General features: G+C 69.1%; 6 protein-coding genes and 1 riboswitch. Of the genes, 4 read left to right on the top strand and 2 right to left on the bottom strand.

Annotation, left to right across the window (positions count from 1 at the left end):
* Positions 1-266, top strand: a 266-nt coding sequence (locus ACV4UX_RS18060) for a hypothetical protein (protein WP_491594669.1), incomplete at its 5' end; no start/stop codon positions are given.
* A 40-nt stretch (positions 267-306) separates the two neighbouring features.
* Here the strand turns inward: ACV4UX_RS18060 and ACV4UX_RS18055 are convergent.
* Entirely contained in the window at positions 307-729 is a 423-nt protein-coding gene (locus ACV4UX_RS18055) for a winged helix-turn-helix transcriptional regulator (RefSeq protein WP_491594668.1), read from the bottom strand.
* Positions 730-843: 114 nt separating this feature from the next.
* Here ACV4UX_RS18055 and ACV4UX_RS18050 point away from each other — a divergent pair, with 114 nt between their 5' ends.
* Entirely contained in the window at positions 844-1,461 is a 618-nt protein-coding gene (locus ACV4UX_RS18050) for a flavodoxin family protein (protein ID WP_491594667.1), read from the top strand.
* Positions 1,462-1,471: 10 nt separating this feature from the next.
* Positions 1,472-1,762 (top strand): putative quinol monooxygenase, encoded by a 291-nt coding sequence (locus ACV4UX_RS18045; protein ID WP_491594666.1) that lies wholly within the window; start codon positions 1,472-1,474, stop codon positions 1,760-1,762.
* Positions 1,763-1,857: 95 nt separating this feature from the next.
* Here the strand turns inward: ACV4UX_RS18045 and wrbA are convergent, their stop codons facing one another.
* Positions 1,858-2,469, bottom strand: coding sequence for an NAD(P)H:quinone oxidoreductase (gene wrbA / locus ACV4UX_RS18040; protein ID WP_491594665.1), 612 nt, complete (start codon positions 2,467-2,469; stop codon positions 1,858-1,860).
* A gap of 99 nt (positions 2,470-2,568) precedes the next feature.
* A riboswitch (cyclic di-AMP (ydaO/yuaA leader) is annotated at positions 2,569-2,729 on the top strand.
* Between the two features lie 44 nt (positions 2,730-2,773).
* Here wrbA and ACV4UX_RS18035 point away from each other — a divergent pair.
* A partial coding sequence (locus ACV4UX_RS18035) for a KUP/HAK/KT family potassium transporter (protein WP_491594664.1) occupies positions 2,774-3,250 on the top strand: 477 nt, incomplete at its 3' end.

Genomic DNA, 3,250 nt, shown 5'->3' with positions numbered 1-3,250 from the left:
GCGACGCGCATCGCCTCTGGCCCAAAACGACCAGCTCGGACAGCGAGGTCATCCGCAACTGCCAGACCTGGTGCGTGGACGTGCTTGAGCACGGGGAACGCCTCGCTCGCACCACCTCTTCGGGCGCGGAGGGCTTCGTCATCGGTAGACGGGGATGGAGCGGAATCCTGACCGGCCCCGTGACCATCCTACTGACCTATTACGTGGGGGACGAACTGCGGGAGCAAAAGGCGCGCCTGAACGTCGATATCGTGCAAGCCCCCTGACGGCACCGCGACGCAGGGCAACCGAACGCCCCCGCGCCCGTCACACCGCCGAGCGCAGGCCCGGCACGGGGTTTTCGTAGCCCTGCCCCCGGAAGCGGCCCTCGGCGTCCATGGCCTGCTCGTAGGCCGCGCCCCAGTCGCGCAGCTCCTCCAGGATGGGCACCAGGCCCCGTCCCAGGTCCGTGAGCGCGTACTCCACGCGCGGGGGCACCTCCCGGAACACCGTGCGCGTCACGACGCCGTCGGCCTCCAGCTCGCGAAGCTGGCGCGCCAGCATCCGCTCCGTGACCCCCGCCATGGAGCGGCGCAGCTCCGAAAAGCGCATCACCCCGGCGCGTCCCAGGTGGTAGATCACGATGGGCTTCCACTTGCCGCCCATCACCAGGAGCGTCAGCTCGAAAAAGCAGCGGTAGCGCTTGCCCCCCAGTTCCTTGACCGCGCAGGGCGCGATGGCAGTCTTCATGCTATACTTCCTGATAGTATGGTACAATCCGGACCGTACTTGCGCAAAACGCGCAAACGGACCATAGGAGCCTCATACACCGGGCGTCAAGCCCCCATCCGAGGAGGAGCATCCATGAAAGTCGTCGCCGTGAACGGCAGCCCCCGCAAGGGCGGCAACACCGAGATCCTGTTGCGCAAGGCCCTCGAATCCCTTGGGGAAGAGGGCTGGGACACCGAGTACGTGCAGATCGGCGGGCGCAAGATCCGCGGCTGCATGGCCTGCTACAAGTGCTTCGAGAACAAGAACCTGCGCTGCGCCGTGGACAACGACCGCTTCAACGAGGTGATGGAGAAGCTCCTGGCCGCCGACGCCATCATTCTGGGCTCGCCCACCTACTTCGCCGACGTGACCGCCGAGCTCAAGGCCCTCCTGGACCGCGCGGGCCTGGTGGCCCTGGCCAACGGGGGGAAGTTCGGCGGCAAGATCGGCGCGGCCGTGGTGGCCGTGCGCCGGGGCGGGGCCATCCACGTCTTCGACACCATCAACCACATGTACCTGATGTCGGGCATGATCGTGCCCGGGTCCATCTACTGGAACCGGGGCAACGGCCTGGAGCCCGGCGAAGTGGCCGGAGACGACGAGGCCATGCGCAACATGCGCCACCTGGGCAAGACCATCGCCTGGATGGGCGCGGCCCTGGCCCCGGTGAAGGACTCCTACCCGCCGCTGCCCTACGCGGCGGGGGCGTAAGGAGGCGGCCGTGAAGCCCGTCGCCGTGGTCGCCACCGTGGTCGCCAGGCCCGGATGCGAGGCCGCCGTGGAAGCCCGCCTGCGCGCGCTCGTAGCGCCCTCGCGCGCGGACAGGGGCTGCATCCGTTACGTGCTGCACAAAAGCCAGGACGACCCGCGCGTCTTCGTCTTCGTGGAGGCCTGGGAGAGCCGGGCGCTGCTCCAGTCCCACCTGGAGACGGAGCACATCGCCGCCTGGCGGGCCGACGCCCCGGAGCTCATCGAGTCCATGGACGTGAAGGTCCTGGACGAGATCGCCTGACGCGCGATTCCCCCGTGCGTCCGCGCAGCGCGCGAGCGGCCGGGGGACCATCCTTCAGCCGGGCCGGGGGAGCGATCCCCCGGCCCTTCGAGCTTCTATCCGGCCAGCTTCCTGGCGATCTGGGCCACGTGTCGGCCCTGCCAGCGCGCCCCGGCCAGGTCGGCGTCCGAGGGCAGGCGCGAGCCGTCGCCCCCGGCGATGGTGGTGGCCCCGTAGGGCGAGCCGCCCTTCACCTCTTCCACGCCCATCTGGCCCTGGTAGGCGTAGGGCAGCCCCACCACCACCATGCCCTGGTGCAGGAGCGTGACATGGAAGGTGAGGATGGTGGACTCCTGCCCGCCGTGCTGCGTGGCGGAACTGGCGAACACCGAGCCCGCCTTGCCCACCAGCGCCCCCTGCATCCACAGCTGGCCCGTGGAGTCCAAAAACTGGCGCATCTGGCCGCACATGTTGCCGAAGCGCGTGGGCGTGCCGAAGATGATCGCATCGGCCCCGGCCAACTCCTCCAGGGTGCACACGGGCACGTGGGCCTGGGCTTTCTGGGCCTCCAGGGCGCCCATCTTGGACAGAACCTCGTCGGGCAGGGTCTCGGGCACGCGGCGGATCAGGGCGCTGGCGCCCTCCACCTCGGCCACGCCGGCGGCCACGGCCTGGGCCATGGCGTGGATGTGTCCGTACATGGAATAATAGACGATGAGCACGTTCATGAATCGCCTCCGTCGCGATGTTTGATTCCTCCCTACCACGGAAAACAAACCTTGGACACCTCCGTTTCGTTGACAGCCGACCGGCCCGGGCGTAGACGCCGGGACATGCAGCCGAATCCCGCCCGGGGCGGGAGCGGGGGAACCACCACGCCGCGCGGGAGCTTCACCTCCCGGGCGGCAGGGGCGCATCGCGGCAACGCGTAGGGCACCTTTCGGCCCGAGCCCGTCAGCTAACCTCGCAGGCTTCGAAGGGGAGACCTCCGCCTCGCGGGGGCCGCCCTGGCCCCTTTTTCCGGAGGTTTCCATGTCTTCCTGTTCCCTGCCGGGGGACGGCCCGGCCCATGGCCACGGGGCCTGCTCCCCGCGCGAGACCGCGTCCCTGGCCCTGGCCGCCCTGGGCATCGTCTACGGCGACATCGGCACCAGCCCCCTCTACACCGTCAAGGAATGCTTCCACGGCATACACGCCGTGGCCGTCACGCCGGGCAACGTGCTGGGCGTGCTCTCGCTGATCTTCTGGTCGCTGACCATGGTGGTCAGCTTCAAGTACGTGGTGTTCATCCTGCGCGCGGACAACAAGGGCGAAGGCGGCATCTTCGCCCTGCTGGCCATGCTGCGCTCCGGCCCCGCCAGCAAGGGGCGGCACTGGCCGCACCTGATGCTCATGGCCGCCTTCGGCGCGGCGCTGCTCTACGGCGACGGCGTGATCACCCCGGCCATCTCGGTGCTCTCGGCCATCGAGGGCCTGGAGGTGGCCACGGCGGCGGCCAAGGACTTCATC

Source organism: Fundidesulfovibrio sp. (assembly GCF_058402725.1).
The sequence above is the reverse complement of the archived record's forward strand: the minus strand, read 5'-3'. Positions and strand labels throughout refer to the sequence as shown.